Source organism: Mycobacterium ulcerans subsp. shinshuense, from assembly GCF_002355775.1.
GTDB lineage: Bacteria > Actinomycetota > Actinomycetes > Mycobacteriales > Mycobacteriaceae > Mycobacterium > Mycobacterium marinum.
Map to the genome: position 1 here is coordinate 1896412 of NZ_AP017624.1, position 26098 is coordinate 1922509.

A 26098-nucleotide genomic window follows, 5' to 3' on the forward strand; every position below is an offset into this window, starting at 1 on the left:
TCAGCTGCGGCTGGCCGGCCGCCGGTACTCTAGAGGCGCCCGACCACCGGAGGCTGAACGAGCCCGCAAGCGAAGCGCAGCCGACCAATACATGTGAGGATCAGCAAACCTGTGGCCGACAAAAACAAGCGTCCCCCGCGGATCGACCTGAATTCGCCCGACGGCAAGTTCGGCCGGCTCATCCAGATCGGTGGCACCGCGTTCGTCGTGTTCTTCGCGGTCGCCCTGGTCTTCTACATCGTGACCTCGCATCAGAAAAAGGGCGGCGGTGCCGCCGGTCCCGGCGACTCGGTCCGGGTGACGTCGAGCAAGCTGGTCACCCAGCCGGGGACCCAGGACCCCAAGGTCGTGATGACCTTCTACGAGGACTTCCTGTGTCCGGCGTGCGGCATGTTCGAGCGCGCGTTCGGCCCGACGGTGTCCAGGCTGGTCGACATCGGGGCGGTCGCCGCCGATTACACGATGGTCGACATTCTCTCCAGCCCGCGCAACCAGAACTATTCGGCGCGAGCCGCCGCCACGGCGTACTGCGTCGCCGATGAGTCCATCGATGCGTTCCGGCGGTTCCACACCGCGATGTTCAGCAAGGACATTCAGCCGTCCGAGGTCGGCAAGACATTCCCCGACAACGCGAAGTTGATCGAAATCGCGCGTGAGGCGGGTGCGGCGGGAACGGTGCCGGACTGCATCAACAGCGGCAAGTACCTCGACAAGGTCAACGGGTTGGCGGTGGCAGCCAATGTGCATGCCACCCCGACAGTCAAGATCAATGGCGAGGAATACGAATGGTCGACGCCGGAAGCGCTGGTGGCCAAGATCAAAGAGATCGTGGGCCCCATTCCGGGCATTGACGCGGTCGCAGCCAACGCGACATCCTGACCACTGTGGTGTCAGCTGACTCCGCCGAGCGATCCAGCGACCTGACGTCAGGCGCCGTTCGCCAGGTGCACGTGCCCATGGCCAGCGCATGGTGGGTGCTGATCTGCGGTGTGACGGGCCTGCTTGCGTCCGGAGCGCTGACCGTGGAGAAGGTCAGGATCCTGCTCGACCCCAGCTATGTTCCCGCATGCAACATCAACCCCATCGTGTCGTGCGGCTCGGTGATGACGACCGCGCAGGCCTCGCTGCTGGGCTTTCCCAACCAGCTGTTCGGCATCGCGGCGTTCACCGTGGTGGTGGTCACCGGCGTGCTGGCGGTGACGAAAGTACCCCTGCCACGTTGGTATTGGGTGGGGCTGACGATCGGTGTCCTGGTCGGAACGGTGTTCGTGCACTGGCTGATTTTCGAGAGTCTCTACCGCATCGGGTCGCTGTGTCCGTACTGCATGGTGGTCTGGATCATCACCGCGACTTTGTTAGTCGTGGTTGGCTCGATAGCATTCCGTCCGGACCCGGACAGCACCAGCGCCGCTGCTGTGCGGGTCTTTTTCCAATGGCGGTGGTCGATTGCCACGCTGTGGCTCACCGCAGTGTTTCTGCTGATCATGGTTCGCTTCTGGAACTATTGGTCGACACTGCTCTAGGTGTCGAGTTTGCGTTGCGACGGGTGAAGTAAGGGGTCAATCATGATCTCAAAAGTGCTGGTGGCCAACCGCGGTGAGATCGCGATCCGCGCGTTTCGCGCCGCCTACGAATTGGGCGTCGGCACCGTTGCCGTCTACGCGTACGAGGACCGCAATTCACTGCACCGGTCCAAGGCCGACGAGTCCTACCAGATCGGCGAGGTCGGGCACCCGGTGCGCGCCTACCTGTCGGTGGACGAGATCGTCGAAACCGCCCTCCGTGCGGGTGCGGATGCCATCTACCCGGGCTATGGGTTCCTGTCGGAGAACCCGGATCTGGCCGGGGCGTGTGCGGCGGCGGGCATCACCTTCGTCGGCCCCCGCGCCGAGCTGCTCCAGCTGACCGGAAACAAGTCCCGCGCGGTCACCGCGGCCAGGGAGGCCGGGCTGCCCGTGCTGAGGTCGTCGGCGCCGTCGGCCTCGGTGCAGGAGCTGGTGGCTGCGGCGCAGTCGGAGACCACCGGCCTGCGCTTTCCGCTCTTCGTCAAGGCGGTTGCCGGCGGTGGTGGCCGTGGCATGCGCCGGGTCAACGACATCTCCGCGCTGGCCGAAGCGATCGAGGCAGCCAGCCGCGAAGCCGAGTCCGCATTCGGTGACCCGACGGTGTATCTCGAACAGGCGGTGTTGAACCCCCGTCACATCGAGGTGCAGATCCTGGCGGACACGCAAGGCAACGTGATTCACCTCTACGAGCGCGACTGCAGTGTGCAGCGCCGTCACCAGAAGGTCATCGAGTTGGCGCCGGCGCCTAACCTGCCCGGTGAGCTGCGCGACAAGATCTGCGCGGATGCGGTCGCCTTCGCCCGTCACGTTGGCTACACCTGCGTCGGTACCGTCGAGTTCCTGCTGGACCAAAGTGGTGAATACGTCTTCATCGAGATGAATCCGCGGATTCAGGTGGAGCACACCGTAACCGAGGAGATCACCGACGTCGACCTGGTTTCCAGCCAGATGCGGATCGCCGCGGGGGAGTCGCTCGAAGATCTGGGTCTACGACAGGAAACCGTCCGGCCGCACGGCGCCGCCCTGCAATGCCGGATCACCACCGAGGATCCGACCAACGGTTTCCGGCCCGACACCGGGCGGATCAGCGCCCTGCGCGCCCCCGGCGGCGCGGGCATCCGCCTGGACGGCAGCACCAACCTCGGTGCGGAGATCAGCGCGCACTTCGATTCCATGCTGGTCAAGCTGACCTGCCGGGGACGGGATTTCTCGACGGCGGTGAACCGGGCACGCCGGGCGATCGCCGAGTTCCGGATTCGCGGCGTATCGACCAACATTCCCTTCTTGCAGGCGGTTCTGGATGACCCGGACTTCCAAGCCGGGCGCATCACGACGGCGTTCATCGACGAACGCCCCCAGCTGCTGACCGCGCGCACCTCGGCCGACCGCGGCACCAAGATTCTGAACTACCTGGCTGATGTCACGGTCAACAAGCCGCACGGCAGCCGCCCGTCCAAGGTCTACCCGAACGACAAGCTGCCCCAGGTTGATCTGGATGCCCCGCCGCCGGCCGGCTCCAAGCAGCGCCTGGTCGAATTGGGGCCGGAGGGTTTCGCGCGCTGGCTCCGGGAATCGCCGGCGGTGGGGGTCACCGACACGACCTTCCGAGACGCCCACCAGTCGTTGCTGGCCACTCGGCTGCGCGCCAGCGGATTGAGCCGGGTGGCGCCCTATCTGGCGCGGACCATGCCGCAGCTGCTCTCGGTGGAGTGTTGGGGTGGTGCGACCTACGACGTGGCGCTGCGCTTCCTCAAAGAGGACCCGTGGGAGCGGCTGGCCACGCTGCGCGCGGCGATGCCCAACATCTGCCTGCAGATGCTGCTGCGTGGCCGCAACACGGTGGGGTACACGCCCTACCCCGAGGTGGTTACCTCGTCCTTCATCGAGGAAGCGACCGCGACCGGCATCGACATCTTCCGGATCTTCGATGCGCTCAACAACCTGGAGTCCATGCGGCCCGCGATCGACGCGGTGCGCGAAACCGGTTCTGCGATAGCCGAAGTCGCGATGTGCTACACCGGCGATCTGAGCGACCCGGCCGAGCAGCTCTACACGCTGGACTACTACCTGCGGCTGGCCGAGCAGATCGTGGAGGCGGGCGCGCATGTGCTGGCCATCAAGGACATGGCCGGACTGTTGCGGGCCCCGGCGGCTCACCAGCTGGTTACCGCACTGCGCAGTCGCTTCGATTTGCCGGTGCATGTGCACACCCACGACACCCCGGGCGGCCAGCTCGCCAGCTATGTCGCCGCCTGGCATGCGGGGGCCGACGCCGTCGACGGCGCCGCCGCCCCGCTCGCCGGTACCACCAGCCAGCCCGCGCTGAGTTCGATCGTTGGCGCCGCCGCGCACACCGAATACGACACCGGTCTGTCACTGGCGGCGGTTTGCGCGCTCGAGCCTTACTGGGAGGCGGTGCGAAAGGTCTACGCGCCCTTCGAGTCCGGGTTGCCGGGTCCGACGGGTCGGGTCTACCACCACGAGATTCCGGGCGGCCAGCTGTCGAACCTGCGCCAGCAGGCGATTGCGCTGGGGCTGGGGGACCGGTTCGAAGAGGTCGAAGAGGCCTACGCCGGAGCCGACCGGGTGCTGGGCCGCTTGATCAAGGTCACCCCATCCTCGAAGGTGGTCGGCGATCTGGCCCTGGCGCTGGTTGGTGCCGGGGTGAGTGCGGACGAATTCGCTGCCGAGCCCGCACGATTCGACATTCCGGACTCGGTCTTGGGCTTCTTGCGTGGCGATCTGGGCGACCCGGTCGGGGGGTGGCCGGAACCATTGCGGAGTGCGGCCCTGGCCGGGCGCGCACCGGCGAAGCCCGTTGGTCAGCTCACCGGCGAGGACCACAGCGCGCTGGCCGCGCCGGGACCCAAACGCCAGGCGACCTTGAACCGGTTGCTGTTCCCGGCGCCGACAAAGGAGTTCGAGGAGCACCGCGAAGCCTACGGCGACACGTCCCAAATGTCGGCCAACCAGTTCTTCTACGGCCTGCGACAGGGCGAGGAGCACCGGGTCAAGCTGGAGCGCGGGGTGGAACTGTTGATCGGCCTGGAGGCCATCTCCGAACCCGACGAGCGTGGAATGCGAACCGTCATGTGCATCATGAACGGTCAGCTGCGGCCGGTACTGGTGCGTGACCGCAGCATTGCCAGTGCGGTCCCGACCGCCGAGAAGGCCGACCGCGGCAATCCTGGACACATCGCCGCGCCGTTCGCCGGCGTGGTCAGCGTGGGCGTCGCGGTCGGGGATCGGGTGAGCGCCGGGCAAACCATCGCCACCATCGAGGCGATGAAAATGGAGGCCCCGATCACCGCGCCCAACGATGGCACCGTCGAACGGGTTGCCGTGTCGTCGACCGCCCAGGTGGAGGGCGGCGACCTGCTGGTGGTGGTGAGCTGACCCGGATCATCGGTGGCGTCGCCGGCGGCCGTCGCCTCGTTGTCCCGCAGCGTGGTACCAGACCCACCACCGATCGGGTGCGCGAGTCGCTGTTCAACATTCTTGCGGCGCGACGCGCGATGACCGGCCTGGCCGTGCTGGACCTGTATGCCGGTTCGGGAGCGCTCGGACTGGAGGCACTCTCGCGCGGCGCGGCCGCCGCGCTGTTCGTGGAGTCCGATCAGCGCACCGCGGCCGTTCTGGCCCGCAACATCGAGGCTCTGGGGCTCGCCGGCGCGACACTGCGCCGGGGTGCGGTCGCTGCGGTCCTGGCGGGTGGCACCGCGTCGCCGTTCGACCTGATCCTGGCCGACCCGCCCTACGATGTCTCCTGCGCCGAGATCGAAGCCGTCTTGGCGGCTTTGGACTCCCACGGGTGGGTGCACCAGGCAACGGTGGCCGTCGTGGAGCGGCCGGCCACCGGTGCGGCGTTGACCTGGCCGGCCGGCTGGTCGGTGTGGCCCGAGCGGGTTTACGGCGACACCCGTTTGGAGCTGGCCGACCGGTCGTAGGCCAGCGTGTACCGTCATCGGTCATGGCCGCCGGCGACCAGGCAGGCCGAAGCGACGAGGAGAAGCGGCGCAGATGACGGGCGCGGTATGTCCGGGTTCGTTCGACCCGGTGACGTTGGGGCACGTCGACGTCTTCGAACGCGCCGCCGCCCAGTTCGACGAGGTGGTGGTGGCGATTCTGGTCAATCCCGCCAAGAAGGGCATGTTCGACCTCGATGAGCGGATCGCGATGATCGAGGAGTCGACGGCTCACCTGCCCAACCTGCGGGTCGAGGCCGGGCAAGGCTTGGTGGTCGACTTCGTCAAGGCCCAGGGGATGAACGCCATCGTCAAGGGGTTGCGCACCGGCACCGACTTCGAGTACGAGCTGCAGATGGCGCAGATGAACAAACACATCGCTGGCGTCGACACATTCTTCGTCGCGACGGCGCCGCGGTATTCGTTTGTGTCGTCGTCGCTGGCCAAAGAGGTGGCGATGCTCGGCGGCGACGTCTCCGAACTGCTGCCGGAACCGGTGAACCGCCGCCTGCGGGAGCGGACAAAATAGCAGCGGACCTAGCCGCGGTTGGCGACTAGGTCCGCTCACCTGTCCACAGTGTCGAGCGACGATGCGGCCCCGACTAGCGTGGGTCGAAGCAGCCGTAGAAGGTTTGCGTCGCCGTGTCGTAGCAGGTCTAGGTGCCGTAGTCGGGCTGGTGGCTGGGGGCCGCGCTGGCGGCTCCGGCCGCTGCGAAGGCGGCCAGGCCGATGGCCGAGGCCAACAGCGACATCCCGGCGAGGGCACGGATTCGGGCAGCGATTATAGATGCCTTTCTGTTCGGTCATCGGGTGCGGGTGAGGCGAATGTCGCCGTCCAAGCAAGGTTGATGGCGCGCGCTTGGCGAAACCTTGGCACATTCTTGGTGCCCCGGGGTGCATCGGTGTCGCGGGTATGCCGGCGTTGACGGCCGGCCGCGGCGTCAGAAGATGATGGTCTGGTTGTGGTGCACGATGACGCGGTCCTGGCAGTGCCACAGCACCGCACGCGACAGCACGGCGCGCTCCACGTCGGCGCCGACTCGCACCAGGTCGTGCACGGTGTCATTGTGGTCGACCCGAACGACGTCTTGTTCGATGATCGGCCCCTCGTCGAGAGCTTCGGTCACGTAGTGTGCGGTGGCGCCGATCAGCTTGACGCCACGTTCCCGGGCGCGTTTGTAAGGAGACGCGCCGGTGAAGGCGGGAAGAAACGAGTGATGAATGTTGATCAACGGGCAACCGATGGCGTCGAGAAACGTGGGGCTGAGGATCTGCATGTAGCGAGCCAGGATCACCAGATCCACGTTGCCGCTTAACAACTGAAGTTGACGCTGTTCGGCGTCGGCGCGAGTGTCCCGAGTCACGGGGATGTGGATGAACGGCACACCGAACGGGCGCACATGGTCGGCCAGATCAGGGTGGTTGGCGATCACCATGGCAACCGACATCTCGAGTTCGCCACGTCGGTTGCGCCACAGCAGATCTAACAAGCAGTGGTCTTCCTTGGAAGCCATGATCGCGACTCGTTTGGGTTTGGCCGCTTCAGTGAACCGGTAGTCGATGTCGAACTTGTCGGCGACGGCACTGCCGAACTCGCGCTGCAGTTCGTCGATGGCAGCGGTGAGCCCGGGTAGGTGAAAGATCGCCCGCTGCAGGAATGTTCCGCCCTCGGGGGCGGTGGAGTGCTGGTCCAGGGAAATGATGTTGGCGCCGGCCTGGGTCAGGAACGTGCTGACGGCGGCGATGATCCCAGGGTGGTCGTGGCAACGCAGTAGTAGCCGACCGATATCGGCCGGCGGCGGTGGACCGCCAGGCGGCGGTGGAAAATTCTGAGACATTGCCGCCGGAAAGGATACCGCCGGCGCCCTCGGCTAGTGACACTGATGGCCGTGTTGGTGGCCTTCGGCTTCGGGAGAGCCGCCCATCATACGCAGCATCGGCATGCCGCCACTGGTGATGAAGCGAGTCACCAGCACTGCCGCGATTCCGAGAAAGATGATGTTGAGCCAGGTGGTGTAGTTCCACGAAATGCCCGCGTGCAGGACCGTGGCGCTGCGCTGTCGAGGAATCAAGTTCGCCGCGCCAAAGATGAGTTCGATCAGGTATCCAGCGACGACCATCGAGACATAGAAGGTGCCCAGCAGGGTCAACATCATCTTCGTTCCGTAGTACTTCCGGTAGATGTTCAAGATCGGCAGGATCAGCAGGTCGGCGAAGATGAAGGCGATGACACCGCCGAAGCTGATGCCACCGTTCCACAGCACCGCGGCAAGTGGCACATTGCCGATCGAGCAGACGAAAGAGACGATCGCGACGATGGGGCCAACGAGCGGTCCCCACACCACCGACAAGTTCGGATGATTCGCCAAAAAGAAGTTCTGCCAGAAAGTTTCGGGAACCCAAGCCGCGATTGCGCCGGCGATCACCAGACCGAGAACGAGGTCGCGCAGAATTGCCGCCCACTCCATCACGAACACGTGCGACACCGAGGTGAAGGCGCGGCGGGAGAACAGCCGGCGCAGAAACGAGTCCTCGCCGCCCACCGACATGTCCATGGCGGCGTGACCTTCCATGGAGCCGGCGATCCCGCGTTCGGCCTGCTCGCGGGCCGCGTCGATGAGCCGGGTGCGTACGAACAGCCGGAACAACACGGCCAACACGATGATCATCAGCGGGCCACCGACGAACTCCGCGGCGGTGAACTGCCAGCCCATCAACAACGCCAGGATGATGCCCAGCTCGACGACCAGGTTGGTGGAACCTATCTCAAACGCCATGGCTGCGGTGAAGTTCGCGCCCTTGCGAAACAGCGATCGTGCCAGCGCCACCGCGGCGTAGGAGCAGGACGACGAAGCGGCGCCCAGTCCGGCGGCAACCGCAAGCGTGCGCGGTTTGTCGTTGCCCATCAAAGCAACGATCGTCGAGCGGCGCACCACGGCCTGCACCATCGCCGACAACGTGAAGCCCAAGATCAGCGCCCACAAGATTCCCCAGGTCATCGATCCGGTCAGGGCCAGTGCATGGCCGACCGCTCCCAATACTGTGCCCGCCACCCGGTCCTCCGTTTCGCATCATCCATCCGGCAAGTCTTCATTCTGGGCCGACCCGCTCCCTTGCGGCAACATATACCCTATGGGGGTATCAGTCCAAGGGGGTGCCGTGTCCGGAATCCGCAGGATATGCGGCTGTTTTGGGGGGCGCATGCGGGTTCGCCTCCCGCTTGCTGGCGACCGGACGTCCCGGCCGTCGGTGAACCGGTTGGCGGCAGCGTCGCATTGGCTGGCGATAGAGTTCCGGACGGCTGCCCAAAAGCGTTGGCACACAATGAAACACGATGTTCGAGATGGGCAATGAAGCGCGGGCGCCCGGTTGGATGTCATCGCGACCGGGCGCTGCGGTGAACGAGTCGACCGGATCGGCATCGCCCACGCCATTTTGGCCCGATCTTCCAGACCGCGGGCGTCCAGGGGGTACGCTACGGCGTTTGGGTGGGGCGTAACGAACAACGGTTACCGACAACTTGCCGACAAACGTCGTGAAGGGGCGTGGTCATGAGCATCGCAACAAACGCACCGCAGCCCGTCAGGAGGCAGCGGGTCCTGTTTGTCGCCGAGGCAACGACGCTGGCCCACGTCGTGCGACCGTTCGTCGTCGCGCTGTCGCTGGACCCGAGCCGCTATGAGGTGCATTTCGCGTGTGACCCGCGGTTCAACAAGCTGCTGGGGCCGATCCCGTTTCCCCATCACCCGATCTACACCATCCCCAGCGAGCGATTTCTCGGCAACCTGGTGCAGGGCCGTTTCTATACGACCCGGACATTGCGCCAGTACGTCGAGGAGGACAGCAGGGTGCTGGCCGAGGTTGCGCCGGATCTGGTCGTCGGTGACCTTCGCATTTAGCTATCGGCCAGCGCCCGACTGGCCGGCATTCCCTACGTCGCCATCGCCAACGCCTACTGGAGTCCCTACTCGCGCCGTCGTTTTCCGCTGCCCGAGGTGTTCTGGAGCCGCCTGTTCGGTGTTCGGCTGGTCAAGCGCGCCTACCGGCTGGAGCGACCGTTGTTCTTCGCTCTGCAGTGCATGCCGCTGAATCGGGTCCGGCGCAAGCACGGATTGCCGAGCCTGGGTTTGAACCTGTGCCGCATTTTCACCGATGGCGACCAAACCCTGTACGCGGATATCCCCGAGCTGCAGCCGACCTACAACCGGCCGGACAACCACCAGTATCTCGGCCCGGTTCTCTGGTCGCCGTCGGGGGAGACGCCGGACTGGTGGGATTCGCTGCCGGCGGACCGGCCGATCGTCTACGCGACCCTGGGTACCTCCGGGGGGGGGATCTGTTGCAGGTGGTGTTGAACGGCCTGGCCGATCTGCCGGTGACGGTCATCGCTGCCACCGCCGACCGTAGCGACCTGGACAATATCCCGGCCAATGCCTATGTGGCGGACTATCTGCCGGGCGAGGCGGCCGCGGCTCGCTCCGACGTGGTGATTTGCAACGGGGGCAGCCTCACGACGCAGCAGGCCCTGGTGGCTGGGGTGCCGGTGCTGGGGATCGCTAGCAACCTGGACCAGCACCTCAACATGCAGGCCATCGAGGCAGCCGGAGCGGGCTTGCTGCTGCGCACCGAGCGGCTCAAGGCTCGCTCGGTGTCGGCGGCCGTGCGCCAGCTGCTCGACCGACCTGGATACCGGCAATCCGCTCAGGAGCTCGCCGAGGTGTTCGGACGCGAATTGGCTCGCTTTCCTCAGCATGTGGAGAGCGCTTTGCGGCGCGTATCCGAGGGCGCGGTCGCGAAATCGGCGGCCGGCTAGCAGGGGTAGCGCCTGTCAATCAGGTCAATTAGTAGGTTTGGACCAGCGGTCGGCTCATCGGCGGCATCGGACGATTCGGTCCCCACAGATCCTCGATTCAAACGTTAGTTCGATGCCGCACTGCGGCTAACGTTTCTCCTCTCGGCGAAAGGAACCCTTCATGGGAGCAACCGAAACTTCAAAGGCGCTGGTGTGGCGCCTCACCGAAGAGTCATGGAACTACGGTCAGTTCCACTTCGGGAAGGATCGTCGGATGAACCGGGTCAGGGCCGTGCAACGGGCGCTCGCCGGTAGGGCGGCGCCTGTTTACCTCGAGATCGGTGTCTCCCATGGGTTTGCGTTCCGGCGAATAGCTGCCGACGAGAAGACGGCAATCGACCCCGAGTTCAAGCTGTCGGCGCGGACCCGCAAGCTGGCCTCGGCCAAGGCGCGTGTCACCCATTACTTCGAGACGACCAGTGACGCCTTTTTCGCCAATGATGCCGGCTATCTCGAGCACAACGGTGTCGATGTGGCCTTGGTCGACGGGCTGCACACCTACAAGCAGGTAGTGCGTGATGTCGAGAACATCCTGCGCTACCTCAAGGACGACGGGGTCATCGTCCTGCACGACTGCAACCCCACGCATCCTTCGATCGCCTATCCGGCGGCGTCCTATGAAGACTTTCGTGCCGAGAACCGCTGGTGGCAGATGTTGTGGAGCGGCGACGTCTGGAAGGCGATCGTTCATCTGCGCAGCACTCGGGCGGATCTGCAGGTCGCGGTGCTCAATTGCGATTTCGGCGTCGGGATCGTGCGTAAGGGCTCGGCGGAATCGCAGTTGTCCTACACGGCGGACCAGATCGAGGCCCTCGACTACGCGGATCTGGTCGCCGACCGCGAGCGCCTACTCAACCTGAAGCCGCCCACGTATTTCGACGACTTTCTCGCATCCGACGGAATCAGCCCGAAGATCTGATCGGCCGGCGACCGCCGCTCGGGCGCTGACCTGAGCGGCGGCGCCAGGAGTCAGTGCAGTCGGGTCGCGCTCACAACGACGCCGGTCTGGGGCAGCCGCGCCAGCAGTGCATCCCCCATGGCGGCGGCGGGGGTCAGCACACCGCGCAACTCGGAGAGCCGATCGCGGTCCAGCGCCAGGGCCAGACCGCTTTCGCCGAGCAGCACGGCCGTCGAGGCATACGCGTCGACGTTGTGTGCGAACGTCGCCAGGTAGCGGGCACCGGTGGTCGTGGTGGTGTACGTCTCACAGCGGTAATGGCCGCGTTCCCGGCTTTTTTGGCTCGGGCCGGTGCCTGGTTTCGGAGTGACCCGCTCTAGCGCACGTTGCGGTAGGCGACTGAAGTACTTGTTGCCCAAACCGATGCCGCCGGCGATAGCGCCCGTGACGGCAGCGGAGGCGATTGGTGCCGCAAACGACCGACCGAGACTCATCGTCTCCGAGTAGCGGAATTGCTTGCCATAAGCCCAATCCTGTAATGCATTGCGACGTCGGACAATTCGAGTGTTGAATGGGCCCTGTACGAATGCGCCGGTCCAGAAGCCCGCGAGCTCAGGAGCCAGGTCGCGTCCGCGCCGCATGGAAAAGTCCGGCTGCGGACCGAGATCGGGTTCGGCACTGCGGTCGGTGGTCAGCGTATAAGGGTCGTTGACCAACCGGTACGCCTCGGGATCGCTCGATGCGGTGCGCATCGCTTCGGAATAGGTTGCCACCGAGCCGCCGGAGGCCCAACGCTGGGAGAACGAGCGGAGCACCAGGTTGGTCTCGGCCAATTCTCCGGTGCCGTCTTCGGCGGCACGGCGGTACAAGTGGTGGACGTTCAGATCCGATGGAATTGAATCGAATCCACACGCGAGCACTATTCGGGCGCCGGTGTCAGCGGTCTGTTTGTGGTACAGGTCGATGCTGTTGCGGCAGAACATCAATTCGCCGGTCAGATCGGCGTAGTCGGTGCCAGCCTTGGCGCAGGCCGCCACCAGGGGCAGGCCATAGCGCGTGTAGGGGCCAACGGTGGTGAGGATGACCTGTGCCCGGGTGGCCATCTCCTCGAGCGTCGCCGGTTGTGATGCGTCGGCGACGACGAGTGGCCAGTCGCTGGCTAGTGGGCCCAACTTGTCCCGCACGGCCCGCAGCCGTTGGGGCGAATGGCCGGCCAGGGCGATCCGAGCGTTCGTGTCACGTTGCGCAAGGTGTTGGCCGGTCGGCATGCCGGAGAAGCCGGTTGCGCCGTATAAGACAATGTCGAACTCGCGTTGCGCTGAACTCATCGGGCGAGACTACCCGAGCGGGCTGGGGAGGCTGAGTTACGGGCGACCAGCGATGAATGCAATTGCGTAGGAACGCAGTCGCCGCGTCATCGGCGCGAGATGGTAGGGCCGGCCGGCGATCCGCAGGCCGCCAGTTGGCTGCGGGATGTCCACAGAAACGTCAGGTAACCTCGCCGCAGTCACACCGCGACGGACGGCAAGGTAGGCGGATTTTGAAGAAATCGAGCGGTTTTCGTTACGGCTTTGTCGACGCTCCGGTGCACTCGCGCCTCCCACCGAGCATGATCGCGCGGTCGAGCATGATGGCCGGCGCAGTGATGGGCGCCGACTCGTATTGGATCGGTGACCATCTCAACGCGCTGGTGCCACGGTCGGTGGCGACCCCCGAATTTCTCGGTCTTGGGGCGCGGCTGGTGCCCAAGGTTGATGCCAACTACGAGCCTTGGACGATGCTGGGAAACCTCGCCGCGGGCAACCGGATCAACCGCTTGCGGCTCGGTGTGTGCGTGACCGATGTCGGCCGTCGCAATCCAGCGGTTACCGCGCAAGCCGCGGCGACTGTGCATCTGCTGACCAGAGGCCGAGCCATTCTTGGCATCGGTGTTGGAGAACGTGAGGGCAACGAGCCCTACGGGGTGGAGTGGAGCAAGCCCGTTGCGCGGTTCGAAGAGGGCCTCGTGACGATTCGTGCCCTGTGAGATTCGAACGGGGCGCTGGTCACGCGTGAGTCGCCGTACTTTCCACTGCGCAATGCCCTGTTCGACCTGCCGCCCTACAAGGGAAAGTGGCCCGAAATCTGGGTCGCGGCGCACGGTCCGCGGATGCTGAGGGCTACTGGACGCTACGCGGACGCCTGGGTGCCCATCGTCATCATCCGGCCCACCGACTACAGCCGCGCGCTGGAAGCGGTGCGTGCCGCGGCATCCGATGCCGGTCGTGACCCGATGTCCATCACCCCTTCGGCAGTGCGCGGCGTGGTCACCGGGTGGAGTCGCGACGACGTGGATGAAGCGCTGGACTCGGTGATCGTCAAAATGAACGCGCTCGGAATGCCCGTGGAGGCCTGGGCGCGCCACGGTGTCGAGCACCCGATGGGAGCCGACTTCACCGGCGTGCAGGATCTGATCCCCCAGACGATGGACAGGGAAACGGTCCTCTCCTACACCGCGAAGGTTCCGCCCGGCCTGATCCGCGAAGCGGTGGCCAGCGGCACGCCGGACGAGGTCATCGATCAGGTCGCCGAGTGGCGTGACCACGGTCTGAGGTATCTGCTGGTGATCAATGGCAGCCTGGTCAACCCGAGCCTGCGCAAGACCGTCACTGCGGTGCTGCCGCACGCCAAGGTGTTGCGGGGGCTGAAGAAGCTGTGACCGGCCACCGGCGAATCCGCTCGGAGCCGGTTCGCGGCTAGCCTGGGCTCGTTGCGGCCGCAGATCGATCAAAGCCATTGCTGAAGTTAGCTATTCGGGTCGCTTAGCGATCGGCCGGAAGTCGTTGCGGGCACTTTGGTGGATGGATCCGCAGCGCTGAATCGGTGGCCTCGGGGGCGCGGCGAGTTGGCCCCAACCCGTTGCCTGGTAACGATTTAGCGGCGACGCTTCAGCGCACCGTCGCGCGACACCGCGTGCCCGAGATGCCACATTGCCTTTGTCGCAACGGTTTTGCCGCGACTGGTTACGGCCTGCTCGGGGCTAGGGGAGTGGGGCGATCACCGCCGGGCGTGGTTACCGCAGCGGCGTGTATCGCCAAACGTTGCGCGCGCCAAACTTATTTAGCAGTGGTCGTACTTAGCACTTCTCATGAAAATCGGCTGTTGGTTGGTTATCCAGAGATGATTTGCCGAGGTGATTGTCGTAGACCCCTCGATGCTTCAGATTGCACCCGGCGTCCGGGCCCTGGGAAGGGTGATTGGATGGCCCAAATTTTCCCAGGACCGTCGGTCCCAACATCTCACCTATCGCTGATCCTTAGTAACCTCAAAGCTCATGTCCACCAAACGGGTTCCAGCAAGAGCCATGGTCGTGAGTGACGACCATGTTAAATCTTGCTGCGAGCCGGTGGCGCGAGGGCTGTTATGGCGGTGCGGCCATATCGATTTCGAGTTGCGGCGCGGCTTTGCGCGGCACGCCGGCCCGCTGATTCGGGTTTCGACTGACACAGCAGCGAAACGCCCGTAGTCTCTTCCGTCGAGAGTAAGGATGATCATGGACACCAACGCCGTTTCGCTTCGTGCCCGGGACGAGGTGACGACGCAACTGGCACCGGGAACGGGTGGCCAAGCAGTACCAACGTCCAATGGGATGATGACGCGATTCGCGATGAGTGAGTCCTCGCTTACCGATCTGCTGCACAAGGCGGCCACCCAGTACCCCAATCGCGCGGCCTACAAGTTCATCGACTACGACGTGAACCCGGACGGGTTCACCGAAACGCTCACCTGGTGGCAAATCTATCGGCGCGCCAAGATCGTGGCCGAAGAGCTGCGCGGCTACGGGGCCAGCGGTGATCGGGTCGCGGTATTGGCTCCGCAAGGCCTCGAATACATCATCGCCTTTCTGGGCGTGCTAGAAGCCGGACTTATCGCTGTCCCCCTTCCAGTGCCCCAGTTCGGCATTCACGACGAACGAATCTCGGCAGCGCTGCAGGATTCCACGCCGAGCGTCATTCTTACGACTTCGCCGGTGATCGACGAGGTCACCAAATATGCGCCACATGCACGCGCCGGGCAGGGCGGCACACCCATTGTGGTGGCGGTCGACTTGCTGGACTTGGATTCCGCGCGGGAGCTCGATCTCACGCCGCCGGCCCATTCGAGCACCGCGTATCTGCAATACACGTCGGGGTCGACCCGTTCGCCTGCCGGTGTGGTCCTCTCCCACAAGAACGTCATCACCAACTGCGTCCAGTTGATGTCCGATTACCTTGGGGAGACAGAGAAAGTTCCCTCGACCGCGGTGTCGTGGCTGCCGTTCTATCACGACATGGGGCTGATGCTCGGCATCATTCTGCCGATGATCAATCAAGACACCGCGGTATTGCTGAATCCGATGGCATTCCTGCAGCGGCCGGCCCGCTGGATGCAATTGATGAGCAAATTTCGTGGACAGATTTCCTGTGCGCCAAACTTCGGTTTCGAATTGGCGGTCCGCCGCACGTCGGACGAAGATATGGCCGGATTGGATCTCGGACACGTCCGGGGGATCGGTAGCGGTGCGGAGCGGGTGAATCCGGCGACGCTGCAGCGCTTCATCGACAGGTTCGCCCCCTTCAACCTGCGCGACACGGCGATCCGACCCTCCTACGGGCTCGCCGAGGCGACGGTGTTCGTGGCCACCGCGGAACCGGGACGCCCGCCCAGAAGCGTCAACTTCGATTACCAGAGCTTGTCGGTCGGTCGGGTCGAGCGGTGCGCGAATGAAGCCGACGACGGTGCCAAGCTGGTCAGCTACGGTTCGAGCTGGACATCTGAGGTGCGGATCGTCGACCCCGAGGCCAGGACGGAATGTCCGGCGGGGACGGTCGGCGAAATTTGGGTGCAGGGGGATAATGTTGCCATGGGCTATTGGCGTAACCCCCAGCTCACCGAGCGCACGTTCGATGCGAAGCTGACCGACCCCTCGCCGGGCACCTCGATCGGTCCGTGGCTTCGAACCGGAGACCTCGGGGTGATGTTCGAAGGCGAGTTGTTCATCACGGGCCGCATCAAGGATCTGCTGATCGTGGACGGATCCAATCACTATCCCGACGATATTGAGTCGACGATTCAGGAAATCACCGGTGGCCGGGTGGTGGCGATAGCGGTGCCCGATGCCGACGGTGAGAAGTTGGTCACCATCGTGGAGTTCGCCAGCTGGGGCCACTCGGGTGAGGAGGCCATCGACAAGCTGCGCTCGGTCAAGCGGGAGATCACCTCCGCGATATCGCGGGCACACCGAGTGCGGGTCGCAGATGTCGTGTTGGTGGCGACCGGTTCGATTCCGGTCACGACCAGCGGCAAAGTTCGACGTTCATCCTGTGTGGAGCGTTACCGAAACGACGGATTCACCCGTTTGGACCGGTCCGCATGACGGCATGTTGGCGGTTTTGCCCGAGAAACAAGAAATGACCGAGTGTCATCTGTCTGATGAAGATATCCGAAAGCTCAATCGCGACCTTCGGATACTGATAGCGACGAACGGCACCCTCACTCGGATTCTGAACGTGCTTGCCAACGACGAGATCGTCGTAGAGATAGTCAAGCAGCAGATTCAGGATGCCGCGCCGGAAATGGATGGGTGCGACCATTCTTCGATCGGCCGCGTCTTGCGGCGCGATATCGTGCTGAAGGGCCGCAGGTCGGGAATCCCGTTCGTCGCCGCAGAATCATTCATTGCCATCGACTTGCTGCCTCCCGAAATCGTGGCGAGCCTGCTGGAAACGCATCTTCCTATTGGCGAGGTGATGGCCGCCAGCTGTATTGAAACCTTTAAAGAAGAGGCGAAGGTCTGGGCGGGAGAGTCACCGGCCTGGCTCGTGCTCGATCGGCGTCGTAACTTGCCGCCGAAAGTTGTCGGCCGTCAGTACCGTGTGTTCGCGGAAGGCCGGCCGGTGATTATCATCACCGAGTATTTTCTCCGAAGTGTATTCGAAGATAATTCGCGTGAAGAACCTATTCGTCACCAACGTTCCGTCGGTACCAGTGCGAGGAGTGGGAGATCGATTTGTACCTAATGGCCGGTTCCCCGTGGGTTTATGGGGGTGACGATGCCAGAGGTCGCAGAATTTGTATCCATGGATCCAATTCAGTCGGCAAGCCAGAAACAGCATCGGCTAGGGCGGTCATCCAATAATGCGGAATGAGAATGTAGCGGGACTGCTCGCCGAGCGGGCATCGGAAGCGGGATGGACTGACCAGCCTGCCTATTACGCGCCGGATGTGGTGACTCATGGTCAGATCCATGATGGAGCCGCACGGCTCGGCGCGGTGCTAGCCAATCGTGGCCTTTGCAGGGGGGATCGTGTCCTGCTGTGTATGCCGGATTCGCCGGAGCTGGTGCAGGTTTTGCTGGCATGCCTGGCACGCGGGATCCTGGCGTTTCTGGCAAACCCGGAGCTGCACCGTGACGACCACGCGTTCCAGGAGCGGGACACGCAGGCGGCGCTGGTAATCACCTCCGGTCCTCTTTGTGACCGATTTGCGCCGTCGACGGTGGTGGATGCCGCGGATCTATTTTCCGAGGCGGCCCGGGTCGGGCCGGCGGACTACGAGATCTTGGGTGGTGACGCCGCCGCGTATGCCACCTACACCTCCGGTACAACGGGTCCGCCCAAGGCGGCGATTCACCGGCACTGCGACGTGTTCGCGTTTGTCGAGGCCATGTGTCGCAATGCGTTGCGGCTGACTCCCGCCGACATCGGGCTGAGCAGCGCGCGCATGTATTTCGCCTATGGCCTGGGAAATTCGGTCTGGTTTCCGCTGGCCACCGGCAGTTCGGCGGTGGTCAATCCGCTACCGGTGGGCGCGGAAGTCGCGGCGACGCTGAGCGCCCGATTCGAGCCCTCGGTGCTCTACGGTGTGCCGAATTTCTTTGCCAGAGTTGTCGACGCGTGTTCTGCGGATTCGTTCCGTTCGGTGCGATGCGTGGTATCGGCGGGCGAGGCCCTGGAGGTGGGGCTGGCCGAGCGGCTCACCGAATTCTTTGGCGGTATCCCGATCCTGGACGGGGTCGGATCGACCGAGGTCGGGCAGACGTTCGTATCCAATACCGTCGACGAGTGGCGCCCGGGGAGCCTGGGCAAGGTTCTTCCGCCCTACCAGATTCGCGTCGTGGCACCGGACGGTGCGGCCGCCGGGCCCGGGGGGGAGGGTGACCTCTGGGTCCGCGGACCGTCGATTGCCGAGAGCTATTGGAACTGGCCGGAGCCGCTGCTGACAGATGAGGGTTGGCTGGACACGCGTGACCGGGTCTGCATCGACGACGACGGATGGGTCACCTACGCCTGCCGCGCGGACGACACCGAAATCGTCGGGGCGGTCAATATCAATCCGCGCGAGATCGAGCGGCTGATCGTCGAGGAGGACGCCGTCGCCGAGGTCGCGGTGGTTGGAGTCAAGGAAGCCACCGGCGCATCGACACTGCAGGCATTTCTCGTTCCGGCGAGCGCCGAGGGCATTGACGGGTCGGTCATGCGCGACATCCACCGACGATTGCTCACCCGCCTGTCTGCATTCAAGGTGCCGCACCGATTTGCCGTTGTTGAGCGACTTCCCAGAACCGCCAACGGGAAGTTGTTGCGCAGCGCGCTGCGTGGCCAGACCCCGGCCAAGCCGATCTGGGAACTCGCTTCGGCCGAGCACCGGTCCGACGCGCCCGGCCAACTCGATGATCAGTCGGCGTCTGCCCTGGTTTCGGGCTCCCGCGAAGTGAGCCTCAAAGAGCGGCTGGCCGCGCTGCAGCAGGAACGTCACCGGCTGGTACTCGACGCCGTATGCGGGGAGACCGCGAAGATGCTCGGTGAGCCGGATCCGCGCTCGGTCAATCGCGATCTCGCCTTCTCGGAGCTCGGCTTCGACTCGCAGATGACCGTCGAACTCTGCCACCGATTGGCCGCGGCCACCGGGTTGCGCGTGCCCGAGACGGTTGGGTGGGACTACGGCTCGATATCGGGACTGGCCCAGTACCTGGAGGCCGAACTGTCCGGCGCGGACCGGCGGGTGACGCCGCAGTCAGCGCGCAGCGGCGCGCGGGCGCTGCCGCTGATCGAAGCGCAGCTGAACAAGGTCGAAGAGCTGACCGCGGCCATCGCCGACGGTGAGAAGCCGCGAGTGGCCGAACGGTTGCGTGCCCTGCTCGGCACGATCACCGAAGGGCAGGAGCACTGGGGCCAGCGCATCGCCGCCGCCTCGACCCCCGACGAAATTTTCCAGCTGATCGATTCGGAATTTGGCGAATCATGAACAGGAGCAACTGAGTATGACCACCAGCGGTGAAAGCGCCGACCAGCAGAACGACAAGCTCTTCCGCTACCTGAAGAAGGTCGCTGTCGAGCTCGACGAGGCACGCGCGCGACTGCGGGAATACGAACAACGCGCAACCGAGCCGGTGGCGGTGGTAGGAATCGGCTGCCGGTTTCCCGGCGGCGCGGATGGCCCGGAAGGGCTGTGGGATCTGGTTTCGCAGGGGCGCGACGCCGTAACGGAGTTCCCGAATGACCGAGGGTGGGACACCGAGGGGTTGTTTGACCCGGATCCGGATGCCGAGGGCAAGACCTACACGCGGTGGGGTGCGTTTGTCGAGAACGCCACCAACTTCGATGCCGGGTTCTTCGGCATCCCGCCAAGTGAGGTCCTGGCGATGGATCCCCAGCAGCGGCTCATGCTGGAGGTCTCCTGGGAGGCGCTCGAGCATGCCGGGATCGACCCGATGTCGTTGCGCGGGTCCTCGACGGGGGTCTTCACCGGAATTTTCGCGCCCAGCTACGGCGGCAAGGACGTCGGTGCGTTGCAGGGGTACGGGCTGACCGGCTCGCCGGTGAGTGTGGCCTCGGGACGGGTCGCTTACGTGCTGGGGCTGGAAGGCCCGGCGCTGTCGGTGGATACGGCGTGCTCGTCGTCGTTGGTGGCGACCCATTGGGCGATGGCCTCGTTGCGTTCCGGGGAATGCGACATGGCATTGGCCGGCGGTGTGACGGTGATGGGGCTGCCGTCGATCTTCGTCGGGTTCAGTCGGCAGCGGGGGTTGGCCGCAGATGGGCGATGCAAGGCATTTGCCGCGGCGGCCGACGGGACCGGCTGGGGCGAAGGTGCCGGGGTGCTGGTGCTCGAGCGGCTATCCGATGCGCAACGCAACGGACACAACGTATTGGCGGTGGTGCGGGGCAGCGCGATCAATCAGGACGGCGCGTCCAACGGCCTGACCGCGCCCAATGGGCTCGCCCAGCAGCGCGTGATCCAGGCGGCATTGGCAAATTGTGGGCTGACCTCCGCCGATGTCGACGTGGTCGAGGCCCACGGGACCGCAACCACATTGGGTGATCCCATCGAAGCCGAGGCGTTGTTGGCCACCTATGGGCAGGGACGCCCGACGGATCAGCCGCTGTGGGTGGGCTCGATCAAATCGAACATGGGTCACACTCAGGCCGCCGCGGGTGTGGCAGGGGTGATCAAGATGGTGCAGGCCATGCGGCACGGCCTGATGCCGGCGTCGCTGCACGTCGATGAGCCTTCCAAACGAGTGGATTGGGAAAGCGGCGCGGTGTCGGTGCTGGCCGAGGCTCGGGACTGGCCGGATGCCGGGCGCCCGCGCCGGGCCGGTGTGTCCTCTTTCGGGATCAGCGGCACCAACGCGCACGTGATCCTGGAAGAGGCTCCGGCACCGGAAGCGGTGCCGGACAGCGAATCCAACAAGGGCGAGCCGAGTTTGCCGGTGGTGCCATGGGTGATTTCGGCGCGATCGGCCGAGGCGCTGACGGCGCAGGCCGGCCGACTGTTGGCCCATGTCCAAGCCGACCCGCAGTCCAACCCGGTCGACATCGGGTTCTCGTTGGCGGGCCGATCGGCGTTCGAGCATCGGGCCGTGGTGGTCGGCGCCGATCGCCAGCAATTGCTGACCGGGCTGGCGACGCTGGCCGACGGCGCGCCGGGCGCGGGCGTGGTGACCGGGCAAGCGGGGTCGGTAGGCAAGACCGCCGTGGTATTCCCCGGGCAGGGCTCGCAGCGCATCGGCATGGCCCGGGAACTCCATGACCAACTTCCAGTGTTTGCTGAAGCATTTGACGCGGTGGCCGACGAGCTGGACCGCCATCTGAGAATCCCTCTGCGTGAAGTTATGTGGGGATCCGATGCGGCGCTGCTGGATAGCACCGAATTTGCTCAGCCGGCATTGTTCGCGGTGGAGGTGGCGTTGTTCGCGGCGCTGCAACGCTGGGGACTGCAGCCCGACTTCGTGATGGGCCACTCGGTGGGAGAGCTGTCCGCGGCCTACGTCGCCGGGGTGCTGACATTGGCCGATGCGGCCATGCTGGTGGTTGCGCGCGGCCGGTTGATGCAGGCCCTGCCGGCCGGCGGAGCCATGGTGGCGGTGGCCGCCGCCGAAGACGAGGTGTTGCCGTCACTGACCGACGGTGTGGGCATCGCCGCGATCAACGCCCCCAAATCGGTGGTGATCTCCGGGGCCGAGGCCGCGGTGACCGCCATCTCCGACCAGTTCGCCCAGCAGGGTCGGCGGGTGCATCGGCTGGCGGTCTCGCATGCGTTCCATTCGCCCCTGATGGAGCCGATGCTCGAGGAGTTCGCGCGGATCGCCGCCCAGGTTGAGGCGCGGGAACCACAGATCGCGCTGGTGTCGAATGTGACGGGCGAATTGGCCAGTGCCGATGGCGGTTTCGGATCTGCGCAGTATTGGGTCGAGCACGTTCGGCGGGCGGTCCGCTTCGCCGACAGCGCGCGGCAGCTGCATACACTCGGGGTGACCCATTTCGTGGAGGTCGGACCCGGTAGCGGATTGACCGGCTCCATCGAGCAGTCGCTGGCGCCCGCCGAGGCGGTCGTGGTGTCGATGCTGGGCAAGGACCGTCCCGAGGTGGCCTCGGTGCTCACCGCGTTCGGCCAGCTGTTCAGCACCGGGATGTCGGTGGATTGGCCGGCGGTATTTGCCGGCTCGGGTGCCACCCGGGTGGACCTGCCGACGTACGCCTTCCAGCGCCGGCGGTTCTGGGAGGTACCGGGCGCCGATGGGCCCGCCGACGCGACCGGACTGGGTCTCGGCGGTGCCGAGCATTCCCTGTTGGGTGCGGTGGTCGAGCGTCCCGATTCCGGTGGCGTGGTGTTGACCGGCCGGCTGGCGCTGGCCGATCAGCCTTGGCTGGCCGATCACGTGATCGGCGGAGTCGTGCTGTTCCCCGGGGCGGGCTTTGTGGAATTGGCCATCCGCGCCGGTGACGAGGTCGGCTGTGCCGTCGTCGAGGAGTTGGTGCTGGCCGCGCCGCTGGTGCTGCACCCCGGAATGGGCGTGCAGGTGCAGGTGATCGTGGGAGCCGCCGATGACTCCGGGAACCGGGCGCTGTCGGTGTATTCGCGCGGCGATCAGAGCGAGGACTGGCTGCTCAATGCCGAGGGCATGTTGGGGGTCGAGGCGGCAAGCTCCGGTGCGGATCTGTCAGTCTGGCCGCCGGAGGGCGCCGAGAGCGTCGACATCTCCGATGGCTATGCGCAGCTGGCCGACCGCGGTTATGCCTACGGCCCGGGATTTCAGGGGCTGGTGGGGGTCTGGCGGCGCGATTCCGAGCTGTTCGCCGAGGTGGTCGCTCCCTCCGGAGTGGCCGTCGACAAGATGGGAATGCACCCGGTGGTACTGGACGCGGTGCTGCACGCGCTGGGGCTGACCGCCGAGCAGAACCCGGATTCCGATGAGACAAAGCTGCCGTTCTGCTGGCGGGGCGTGTCGCTGCACGCCGGCGGTGCCGGCCGGGTGCGGGCGCGCCTGACCATGTCCGGGCCGGATTCGATCTCGGTGGAGATCGCCGATGCCGCGGGGCTGCCGGTGTTGACGGTGGGCGCGCTGGTCACCCGGGCGATGTCGGCGGCCCAGCTGCGCGCCGCGGTTGCGGAGGCCGGCGGTGGCGCACCCGACCAGGGACCACTGGACGTGATCTGGTCGCCGATACCGCTGAGCGGGAGCGGCACCAACGGGTCTGCTCAGCCCGCCGTGGTGTCGTGGGCGGACTTCTGCGCCGGCGGTGACGGTAGCGCGGCCGGCGATGCCGGTGTGGTGGTGTGGGAGCCCAACCCCGCAGGCGAGGATGTGGTGGGGTCGGTGTATGCGGCCACCCACGCCGCCCTGGAGGTGTTGCAGTCCTGGTTCGACGGGGACCGCGCGGGCACCTTGGTGGTGTTGACCCACGGCGCCGTGGCGATGCCCGGCGAGAACGTCAGCGACCTGGCCGGCGCTGCGGTATGGGGAATCGTGCGGTCGGCGCAGGCCGAGAATCCCGGCCGGATCGTGCTGGTCGACGCGGACGCCGCGGTGGAGGCGGCGGAGCTGGTCGCAGTTGGGGAACCCCAACTCGTGGTGCGCTCCGGCGCGGCACACGCCGCTCGGCTGGCCCCGGCCGCGCCGCTGCTGGCGGTGCCGGCGGATGAGTCGGCGTGGCGGTTGGCCGCCGGTGGCGGCGGAACGTTGGAGGACCTGGTGATCGAGCCTTGTCCGGAGGTCCAGGCGCCCTTGGCGGCCGGACAGGTCCGGGTGGCGGTGCGTGCGGTCGGTGTCAATTTCCGCGACGTGGTGGCGGCATTGGGGATGTATCCCGGTGAGGCCCCGCCGCTGGGGGCAGAAGGCGCGGGGGTGGTCCTCGAGGTCGGTCCGCAGGTATCCGGGGTTGCCGTCGGTGACTCGGTGATGGGTTTCCTTGGTGGTGCCGGTCCGCTGTCGGTCGTGGACCAGCAGCTGATCACCCGGATGCCACAAGGGTGGTCGTTCGCCCAGGCTGCCGCCGTGCCGGTGGTGTTCCTGACGGCCCTGTTCGGGTTGCAGGACCTGGCCAAGATACAGCCCGGCGAATCGGTGTTGATCCATGCCGGAACCGGTGGCGTGGGCATGGCGGCGGTGCAGCTGGCTCGCCACTGGGGCGTCGAGATCTTCGTCACCGCCAGCCGCGGCAAGTGGGACACGCTGCGCGCCATGGGATTTGACGACGACCACATCGGCGACTCCCGCACGCTGGACTTCGAGGAGAAGTTCCTCGCGGTCACCGACGGCCGTGGGGTCGATGTGGTGCTCGACTCGCTGGCCGGTGATTTCGTGGATGCTTCGCTGCGACTGCTGGTACGCGGCGGGCGTTTCCTCGAGATGGGCAAGACCGATATCCGCGACGCCGACAAGATCGCCGCCAACTACCCCGGCGTGTGGTACCGGGCTTTCGACCTGTCCGAGGCCGGCCCGGTGCGCATGCAGGAGATGCTGGCCGAGGTGCGGGAGCTGTTCGACACCGCAGTGCTGCATCGGTTGCCGGTCACCACCTGGGACGTGCGCTGCGCGCCGGCGGCCTTCCGGTTCATGAGCCAGGCCCGCCACATCGGCAAGGTGGTGCTGACCATGCCGTCGGCGCTGGCCGACGGGCTCGCCGATGCAACGGTGCTGATCACCGGTGCCACCGGGGCGGTTGGTGCGGTGCTGGCCCGCCACATGCTCGACGCCTACGGCGTGCGTCATCTGGTGTTGGCCAGTAGGCGAGGCGATCGGGCCGAGGGGGCTGCCGAACTGGCCGCCGAGTTGTCCGAGGCCGGCGCCAATGTGCAGGTGGTGGCCTGTGATGTGGCGGACCGCGACGCGGTGGAGGCGATGTTGGCCCGGTTGTCGGGGGAGTACCCGCCGGTGCGTGGCGTGATTCACGCCGCCGGTGTGCTCGACGACGCGGTGATCAGCTCACTGACACCGGAGCGGATCGATACCGTATTGCGGGCCAAGGTGGATGCGGCCTGGAATCTGCACGAGGCCACATTGGATCTGGATTTGTCGATGTTCGTGCTGTGTTCCTCGATCGCGGCGACCGTCGGCTCGCCGGGGCAGGGCAACTACTCGGCAGCAAACTCGTTCCTGGACGGGTTGGCGGCGCATCGGCAAGCCGCGGGGTTGGCGGGGATATCGGTGGCGTGGGGGCTGTGGGAGCAGTCCGGCGGCATGGCTGCCCATCTGGGCAGCCGCGACTTGGCCCGGATGAGCCGCAGTGGGCTGGCTCCGATGAACCCGGAGCAGGCGGTAGGGCTGCTCGATGCGGTGCTGGCGATCAACCATCCCCTCATGGTGGCTACGCTCTTGGATCGGCCCGCCCTGGAGGCCCGGGCTCAGGCCGGCGGCTTGCCGCCGTTGTTCGCCGGGGTGGTGCGCCGGCCGCGGCGGCGCCAGATCGAGGACACCGGTGATGCCGCCCAGTCGAAGTCGGCGCTGGCCGAGCGCCTCAATGGGCTGAGCGCAGGCGAACGCCAAGACGCCCTGGTCGGCCTGGTGTGTTTGCAGGCCGCCGCGGTGCTGGGCCGGCCGTCCCCCGAGGACATCGATCCGGAGGCAGGATTCCAGGACCTTGGCTTCGACTCGCTGACCGCGGTAGAACTGCGCAACCGGTTCAAGAGCGCCACGGGCCTGACGTTGCCACCCACGGTGATCTTCGACCATCCGACACCGACTGCGATCGCCGAATATGTCGGCCGGCAGATTCCGGACAGCCAGGCGACCCAAGCCGAAGAAGAAAAGCTGCCCGAATCCGACGGCGAGATGGTTTCGGTAACTGCGTAGCAGGGACGAGCGCCGGTTGCCGGTGAGTTGGCGGGACGCGACGGATCGCTGGAAAGAACTGAAGCGCTGGCTAACTCACCGGTATGGCCGGTATGTGCATCAGGGTGGTCGATGAGCCGATGCTGGCCGCGGCCGGGAGGCCACGTCGACGCACGCTACGATCGGGTACGCCAGCAAGCGCATGATGTTCGGGTCCACCGAGACGCGCCGAATGTTTTGTTG

At 65.6% G+C, this 26098-nt stretch carries 13 protein-coding genes and 2 pseudogenes; 12 read left to right on the forward strand and 3 right to left on the reverse strand.

The genetic code is table 11. The annotated features are described in order from the left end of the window. Positions 1-111 precede the first annotated feature (111 nt). The 5 genes from SHTP_RS08740 (at position 112) to coaD (ending at position 6059) form a co-directional block, all read left to right on the forward strand. Positions 112-879, forward strand: a complete 768-nt coding sequence (locus tag SHTP_RS08740) for a DsbA family protein (protein ID WP_096370347.1) — start codon at positions 112-114, stop codon at positions 877-879. 5 nt (positions 880-884) lie between these two features. Beyond that, a complete protein-coding gene (locus tag SHTP_RS08745) occupies positions 885-1523 on the forward strand; it encodes a vitamin K epoxide reductase family protein (RefSeq protein ID WP_096370348.1) in 639 nt (212 codons plus the stop codon). Between the two features lie 42 nt (positions 1524-1565). Further along, entirely contained in the window at positions 1566-4961 is a 3396-nt protein-coding gene (locus SHTP_RS08750; RefSeq protein ID WP_096370349.1) for a pyruvate carboxylase, read from the forward strand. Next, positions 4958-5512, forward strand: a complete 555-nt coding sequence (rsmD, locus tag SHTP_RS08755; protein WP_081435690.1) for a 16S rRNA (guanine(966)-N(2))-methyltransferase RsmD — start codon at positions 4958-4960, stop codon at positions 5510-5512. Before SHTP_RS08750 ends, rsmD begins: the two co-directional genes overlap by 4 nt. A gap of 73 nt (positions 5513-5585) precedes the next feature. Further along, complete coding sequence (gene coaD, locus SHTP_RS08760) at positions 5586-6059, forward strand: pantetheine-phosphate adenylyltransferase (protein WP_011740055.1); 474 nt, start codon at positions 5586-5588, stop codon at positions 6057-6059. A gap of 412 nt (positions 6060-6471) precedes the next feature. Here coaD and purU read toward each other — a convergent pair whose 3' ends face one another. Continuing rightward, positions 6472-7368: a formyltetrahydrofolate deformylase gene (gene purU, locus SHTP_RS08765; protein WP_015355151.1), complete on the reverse strand. Its 897-nt coding sequence runs from the start codon at positions 7366-7368 to the stop codon at positions 6472-6474. Positions 7369-7401: 33 nt separating this feature from the next. Next, positions 7402-8583, reverse strand: a complete 1182-nt coding sequence (locus tag SHTP_RS08770) for a permease (RefSeq protein WP_096370350.1) — start codon at positions 8581-8583, stop codon at positions 7402-7404. A 498-nt stretch (positions 8584-9081) separates the two neighbouring features. Between SHTP_RS08770 and SHTP_RS08780 the strand changes: the two are divergent. Further along, positions 9082-10343: pseudogene (locus SHTP_RS08780) on the forward strand (glycosyltransferase). 160 nt (positions 10344-10503) lie between these two features. After that, entirely contained in the window at positions 10504-11301 is a 798-nt protein-coding gene (locus SHTP_RS08785) for a class I SAM-dependent methyltransferase (protein WP_011740058.1), read from the forward strand. A 50-nt stretch (positions 11302-11351) separates the two neighbouring features. On the opposite strand, the gene SHTP_RS08790 is transcribed toward SHTP_RS08785, so the two are convergent. After that, on the reverse strand, positions 11352-12608 hold the full coding sequence (locus SHTP_RS08790; protein ID WP_096370352.1) for a saccharopine dehydrogenase family protein: 1257 nt from the start codon (positions 12606-12608) through the stop codon (positions 11352-11354). Positions 12609-12889: 281 nt separating this feature from the next. Between SHTP_RS08790 and SHTP_RS08795 the strand changes: the two are divergent. From SHTP_RS08795 to SHTP_RS08815, 5 genes and pseudogenes are all read left to right on the forward strand, one after another. Next, positions 12890-13978 (forward strand): annotated as a pseudogene (locus tag SHTP_RS08795) (LLM class flavin-dependent oxidoreductase). 948 nt (positions 13979-14926) lie between these two features. Next, positions 14927-16675: an AMP-binding protein gene (locus tag SHTP_RS08800; RefSeq protein ID WP_096372393.1), complete on the forward strand. Its 1749-nt coding sequence runs from the start codon at positions 14927-14929 to the stop codon at positions 16673-16675. Positions 16676-16679: 4 nt separating this feature from the next. Beyond that, entirely contained in the window at positions 16680-17318 is a 639-nt protein-coding gene (locus SHTP_RS08805; RefSeq protein WP_096370353.1) for a chorismate--pyruvate lyase family protein, read from the forward strand. Positions 17319-17436: 118 nt separating this feature from the next. Then, entirely contained in the window at positions 17437-19545 is a 2109-nt protein-coding gene (locus SHTP_RS08810; RefSeq protein WP_096370354.1) for a p-hydroxybenzoic acid--AMP ligase FadD22, read from the forward strand. Between the two features lie 16 nt (positions 19546-19561). Next, a complete protein-coding gene (locus SHTP_RS08815) occupies positions 19562-25876 on the forward strand; it encodes a type I polyketide synthase (RefSeq protein WP_096370355.1) in 6315 nt (2104 codons plus the stop codon). Positions 25877-26098 lie beyond the last annotated feature (222 nt).